Source organism: Rhizobacter sp., assembly GCF_046595475.1.
Taxonomy (GTDB): Bacteria; Pseudomonadota; Gammaproteobacteria; order Burkholderiales; family Burkholderiaceae_C; genus Rhizobacter.
Genome location: NZ_JBKJOQ010000031.1, coordinates 45,398 through 52,146 on the forward strand (window position 1 = coordinate 45,398; position 6,749 = coordinate 52,146).

The following is a 6,749-nucleotide window of genomic DNA, read 5'->3' on the forward strand; positions in this document are numbered from 1 at the left end:
AACCCTCGCTGTCATCACCCACGTTTCATGTCCAACAACCTCAAGACCCTCATCTCCAAGCTCAACGACACCACGCGGCGTGCCGCGGAGCGCGCCGCCAGCCTGTGCATGGCGCGCGGCAACTACGAGGTCGACCTGGAGCATCTGTTCCTTGCGTTGCTGGAAAGCCCGCAGTGCGACTTCGCGCTGCTGTGCAAGAAGTCGGGCATTTCTTCCACCGAGCTCCAGCGCGATCTTGAAAGCGAGATTGCCCGCTTCAAGACCGGCAACACACGCACGCCAGTGTTCTCTCAGCACCTGCCCGTGCTGCTCGAGCACGCCTGGCTGATTGCATCGCTAGAGTCGCACACCACGCGCATCCGCAGCGCCCACCTGTTGCTGGCCCTGCTCACCGAGCCCAGCCTGAGCCAGTTGGCGTACCGCGGCTCCAAGTTGTTCGTGAAGTTCAAGCTCGACGAGCTGAAGCACAAGCTGACTGAGTTGACCCAAGGCTCGCAGGAAGCCGGCGAGACCGTGCGTGCCGCCGATGCGCCTGCACCTGGCACCGATGAAGAGGCGGCAGAGCAGGCCGCTGGCCCGGGCAAGACGCCCGCGCTCGATCAGTTCACCACCAACCTCACGCAACGTGCGCGCGATGGCAAGGTCGACCCGGTGATCGGCCGCGACCCCGAGATTCGCCAGTGCATAGACATCCTGATGCGCCGCCGCCAGAACAACCCCATCCTCACGGGCGAGGCGGGCGTGGGCAAGACCGCGGTGGTTGAGGGCCTGGCCTTGCGCATCGCGACAGGCGATGTGCCGCCGCCGCTTCAAGGCGTGGAGCTGCACACGCTCGACATGGGCTTGCTGCAGGCCGGTGCATCGGTGAAGGGAGAGTTTGAAAACCGCCTGAAGAACGTGATCGACGAGGTGAAGAAGAGCCCGCACCCGATCATCCTGTTCATTGACGAAGCCCACACCATGATCGGTGCCGGCGGCCAGGCGGGGCAGAACGATGCGGCCAACTTGCTCAAGCCCGCGCTCGCGCGCGGCGAGCTGCGCACGGTGGCTGCCACCACCTGGAGCGAGTACAAGAAGTACTTCGAAAAAGACGCCGCGCTGGCCCGTCGCTTCCAGGTGGTGAAGGTTGAAGAGCCCAGCGAGACACTGGCCGCGGCCATGTTGCGCGGCATGGCGCCCCTGATGGAAAAGCACTTCAATGTGCGGCTGTTCGACGAAGCCATCACCGAGGCCGTGCGCCTTTCGGCTCGCTACATCAGCGGGCGCCAGCTGCCTGACAAGGCCATCAGCGTGCTCGACACCGCCTGCGCCAAGGTGGCGCTGGGCCAAAGCGCCACGCCGTCGGCGATTGAAGACACGCAGCGCCACCTCGACCGCTTGGCAGCCGAGCGTGGCGCGCTGGAGCGCGAGTCCGCCGCCGGTGCCAACCACGCTGCCCGCCTGGCCGAACTGACCGAGCAGCAGCAGCAGCTGAGTGACAAGGCTGCAGCGCTCAAGGCGCGCTGGGAGCAAGAGAAGGTGCTCGTCAGCCAGGTACGCGAGATGCGCGCCGCGCTGGAGGCCAAGCCCGCGGCCACCGTCACTGCCGAGGCCGACGCCAAGCCCAAGACAGGTAAAGCCGGCAAGGCAAAAGCCGGGCCTGCGTCACCCGAGCACGCCGCCCTGCAAGCCAGGCTGGCCGAGTTGGCCGCCCTGCAAGGCGAAAGCCCGATGGTGCCGATGCAGGTGGACGGCACCGTGGTTGCCGAGATCGTCGCCGCCTGGACGGGTATTCCGCTGGGCAAGATGGTCAAGGACGAAATCAAGACCGTGCTTAGCCTGTTGCCCACTTTGCAACAGCGCATCATCGGCCAAGACCATGCGCTCGAAGCCGTGGCCCAGCGCGTGCGCACTGCGCGCGCCAACCTCGAAGACCCGAACAAGCCCAAGGGTGTGTTCATGTTTGTAGGCCCCTCGGGTGTGGGCAAGACCGAGACCGCGTTGGCTCTGGCCGACGTGCTCTACGGCGGCGAGCGCAACATGATCACCATCAACATGAGCGAGTACCAAGAGGCCCACACCGTGAGTGGCCTCAAAGGTTCGCCCCCCGGTTATGTGGGTTATGGCGAAGGCGGGGTGCTCACCGAAGCCGTGCGCCGCCGCCCCTACAGCGTGGTGTTGCTCGACGAGGTGGAGAAAGCGCACCCCGACGTGCTCGAGATGTTCTTCCAGGTCTTCGACAAAGGCGTGATGGACGACGCTGAGGGCCGCGAGATCGACTTCCGCAACGCACTCATCATCCTCACCAGCAACGTCGGCTCGCAAGCCATCATGCAGGCCTGCCTCAACAAGCCGGCCGAAGAAGTGCCCGACGCCGATGCCCTCACCGAGCAGCTGCGGCCTCAGCTCTACAAGGCGTTCAAGCCAGCCTTCCTCGGCCGCATGAAGGTGGTGCCCTACTACCCGATTTCTGACGACGTGCTGGAGCAGATCATTCGCCTCAAGCTCGGCCGCATTGCCGCGCGTGTGGCCACCAACCACAAGGCCCAGTTCGACTACGACGAAGGGTTGGTCGAAGCGGTGCTGGCCCGTTGCACCGAGGTTGACACCGGCGCGCGCGCGGTCGACCACATCCTCACCGGCACGCTACTGCCAGAGATCGCCGAAAGCGTGCTGGCCCGCATGGCCGAAGGGCTGGCCATTGCGCGCATCAAGGTGAGCGCCGGAAAAGACGGCAAATTCAAGTACAGCGTCAAGTGATACCGCGCCGTGCCGTTACGTAAGTTTCATCTGTAACTGTGGCGCGTCGTCCCTATGAGGGATTGATGGTTTGCCTCTCTCACGCCGATGATCTGAACTCGGCTTTCTACGCCCCGCATCCTCGCATCACAGCCTTTCTACATGACCGTTTTGTCTGCCGTTCAGTCCTTGGTGCAAGCTGTGCTGGCAGCGTTGGGCCCCAGCCAAAATCAGCGCCTCTTGCGCCTGCACACCCCGCTAGGGCCCAACGTGTTGCTGGCCGAGCGCATGCACGGCACCGAGACCATCGGCCCGCGCGCGCCCGGCGGCGCTGCGGCCACCGGCTTCAAGCTTGAAGTGCTCGCGCTCAGCACCAACGCCCACCTGCAGCTCAAAAACCTAATCGGCCAGCCCGTACGGCTCGATCTCTTGACGCAGCAAAGCGCGACCGTGTTGCGGCCCTTCCACGGCCATGTGACCGCTTTCGCCTTGCTTGGCAGCGACGGTGGCCTGGCGCGCTACAAGCTCACCATCGAGCCCTGGCTGAGCTTCCTGGGCCACCGGCAAGACGCCTGGGTTTTCCAAGACAAGACGGTGATGCAGATCATCGACGAGGTGTTTGCCGACTACCAGGCGCAAGGCAAGCTGGCACCGGCATGGCGCTGGGAGCTGGCTGATGCTTCTCTCTACCCACGGCGCAGCCTGTGCATGCAGTACCACGAGAGTGACCTTGCTTTCGTGCAGCGCCTGTTGGCCGAAGAGGGCTTGTTCTGCTGGTTTGAACACCAGGCCACTGAAAGCGACACGTTCGGCCAGCACACCCTGGTGATCGCCGACCACAACGGCAGCTTCAAGCCCAACGTGCAGCCCCGGGTGCGCTACACCCAGAGCGCTTCAGCCAGCTTCAAAGAAGACAGCCTGACGCGCTTTAACGAAACCCGCCACGTGGCCGCCACAACGCTCGCCGCTGGTAGCTGGGATCACAGCAGCGTGCAGCAGATGAGCGCTCAGGCCCTAGGCGATGCTCGCTTGAGCCCCGCAGAAATGCAGCTCAGCCTGCGCGACCAGCCCGGCGCCTATGCCTACGAAGACGCGGCCCAGGCCGAGCGCATCGTCCAGCGCCAGCTCGAAGCCATCCAGGCGCCGGCCTACCGCTACCAGGGGCAGGGCGCATTTCGGCAAGCCGCCTGCGGCACCACCTTCACCTTGAGTGACCACGCGAGCGTCGACCCCACTACGCAATGGGTGACGCTCGCCGTGCAGCACCGTGCGCGCAACAACATCAGTGCAGGCCTGGGCACCAGCTTGCAATCGCTGCTCGGCAAAGTGCCGCAAGCATTTGCCGCGCAAGCCGACGACCAACCGGCCAAGCGCGCTCCCAAGCCCAGTCTCTTCAAAGGCTCGGCCACTACCCACGCAAACGACGGCGTCAAGCCTCTCTACCAAGCGCAGCTTCTGGCTCAAGACGCCAGCATTCCCGTGCGCGCAGCCGGGGGCGTCAACGAGCAAGGCGACATCGTCTTCACGCGGCCACGAGTGAGCGGCGCACAGACGGCCATTGTTGTGGGCTTGGGCGAGCCAGTGCACACCGACCGCGATGGCCGCATCAAGATTCAGTTTCACTGGCAACGCGGTGCGCAAAGCGCACACCGCCTCAATCACACAGCCGGCAGCAATGCGCCTGGCGACGACAGCACCGGCACCTGGGTGCGCGTGGCCCAGGCCTGGTCGGGCGCCAACTGGGGTGGCCACTTCACGCCACGGCTAGGCCAAGAAGTGCTGGTGAGCTTTGTCGAAGGCGACGTCGACCGGCCCGTCGTCATCGGCAGCGTCTACAACGGCCAAGGCACGGCCGAGGCGCAGGGCAACCAAGTGACGGCCGGTGCTGCCACGGCCATCGGCAACGCCGGCCCGTGGTTTCCGGGCAATCAGAAGGCGGGTGAGTTGGAAGGCCACCAGCACGGCCCAGTGCTCGCGGGCTTCAAGAGCCAGAGCTTGGACAGCAGCCAGAGCGGCAGCGGTGGCTACAACCAGCTCGTGCTCGACGACAGCCCCGGCCAGGCCCGCACAACTCTGGGCAGCACTACAGCCGCCACGTGGTTGCAGCTGGGCCACCTGATCCAGCAAAACGACAACCAGCGCCTGGCCAAGCGTGGGCATGGGTTGGACCTGGGCACTGCCGCCTACGGAGCGGTACGCGCCGGCTCAGGCCTTCATCTCAGTGCCTACACGCGAGCGCAAGGCACGCAAGCCAGTGCGCAGAGCATCGAGGCTCGCGCAGGCATTGCGCAGATCGAGCAAGCGGGCGAGCTGACCCAGACCTTGAGCGACACCGCGCAGAAGCACAACGCCAAGCTCAGCGGTGAAGCGCAGCCCAAAGACATGCTGGCCCGCAAAGCGCAGCAAGCCAGCGCCGAAAGCCTCGGCCAGACCGACAGCCAGGGTGGCGCAGACGCCAGCGAAGCTCAAGACATCGTGGCCATTCAAGGCGGCGCCGGTACCGTTGCAGCCTGGGGTCGGCCCGACCTGCTGATCAGCGCACCCGGCGGCGTGTGCAGTGCCACGCCGGCGCATCACGTGATGAGCGCGGGCGCAACGGCCAGCATGGCGGCGGGGCAAGACATCAACATCGAAAGCCAGCGCCACACGGCCGTTGCGGTGAAAGCCGGGTTGAGTTTGTTCACCTACGGCAAGGCGCAAAACGGCAGCAAGGCGAATGCCGAGACGGGCATGCAGTTGCATGCGGCCACCGGCAACGTGAGCGTGCAAGCGCAGGCGAATAGGCTGAGCCTCACGGCCGACAAATCGATCGCAGTGAGCAGCGTGACCAACGCCATCACCATGGGATCGCCCAAGCATGTGCTGCTCACCGCGGGTGGCGCCAGTCTGCGCATTACTAGCGGGGCGATCACGCTCACCACCTCGGGGCCGGCGAGCTTCAAGGCGGCGATGAAGGAGTTGACGGCGGGTGCTGCGGCCCCGGTAACCTCTCTGAATTTCGCCAAGATTTCAAATCTTGGCGACACGTCCGCCAGCCAACACTATTTGAAGTTTGTGGCTAGAGATGCCAGCGGCAAATTTCTTGCCGGGAAAGCCTACGTGCTCTTGATGCCAGACGGCAGTACCCGAAGCGGCAAAACGAATGCCCAGGGGGAGACCGAGCGGGTGGTGACCGATGGCCCCAAGAGCGTGAATGTGTACATCGATGACGCAGATCACGAGGGCTTCTACCTCAGCCGAGACGAGTAGCAGAAGCAATCCACACAAGAAGACAGGGAGCGCCCATTCATGGCGACAGGCAAGTTCAAGCTCTATTACAAAAATGGCACTGCCGACTACCCATGTGTGGGCGTGCGCTACCAGGTCGTCACTTCGGGTGACGCCATCGAAGCGGCTGGGCAGACCGACGCGCGCGGCGAGACCCAAGATTTTTTGTGCAGCTCCAACGGTGGCAAATATCAGCTCAAAGTGCGCGATGCGAATTCAGGCGCTTGGGCCCAGCCAGATGTCGATGAAGCCGAGCCGGACAACGACCCGGAGATAGGAATCGGCCCGCGCGCCAACGGAGGCATCGTTCTCAAGCGCTTGCGCATCAAGCCCTACTACAGCGTTCGCTTTCACACCCACCCTGACAACAAACCCATTGCGGGCGCCAAGTTCACGGCCTATGCGCTTGACTCAAACGGCAAAGAGGCCGTAGCCAAAGACCTCGTTAAGTCGAGCAACGTCATCGGCACGACCAGCGCGCAAGGCGAGACCGGCATCATTTTTTGCGCCAGCAATGTGGTGTTCAAGTTCGAGCTGCCAGGTGCTTCGGTCAAGGTTCCGACCACGCGGCTGACGCCTCTGATCAAAGGGCAGGCCCTTCACCTTTACGAGCAGCCCTTCAAGACCGTGCGGGTCACCACGGCGCCCAACCCCGCCCATCAAGCCAGCTTGGCAGGCAAGACCAGCCTCCCCATCCTGCTCTCGCCATCAGACCAAGAGCTGATCATGGTGCCGCAAAGCGACTTCGACGAGTTCGAGGAGAT

General features: G+C 64.0%; 3 protein-coding genes. All 3 read left to right on the plus strand.

What is annotated here, in order from left to right; all coding sequences use genetic code 11:
* Positions 1 to 27 precede the first annotated feature (27 nt).
* Complete coding sequence (gene tssH, locus AC30QB_RS05870) at positions 28 to 2,739, plus strand: type VI secretion system ATPase TssH (RefSeq protein ID WP_489545253.1); 2,712 nt, start codon at positions 28 to 30, stop codon at positions 2,737 to 2,739.
* Positions 2,740 to 2,880: 141 nt separating this feature from the next.
* Positions 2,881 to 5,967: a type VI secretion system Vgr family protein gene (locus AC30QB_RS05875; RefSeq protein ID WP_489545254.1), complete on the plus strand. Its 3,087-nt coding sequence runs from the start codon at positions 2,881 to 2,883 to the stop codon at positions 5,965 to 5,967.
* 39 nt (positions 5,968 to 6,006) lie between these two features.
* Positions 6,007 to 6,749: hypothetical protein (locus AC30QB_RS05880; RefSeq protein WP_489545255.1), on the plus strand; the 743-nt coding region annotated here is incomplete at its 3' end.

Bases quoted from the DNA above. Each gene is read 5' to 3' on its own strand.
- tssH (WP_489545253.1), top strand. From the start codon at position 28: ATGTCCAACAACCTCAAGACCCTCATCTCCAAGCTCAACGACACCACG.
- AC30QB_RS05875 (WP_489545254.1), top strand. From the start codon at position 2,881: ATGACCGTTTTGTCTGCCGTTCAGTCCTTGGTGCAAGCTGTGCTGGCA.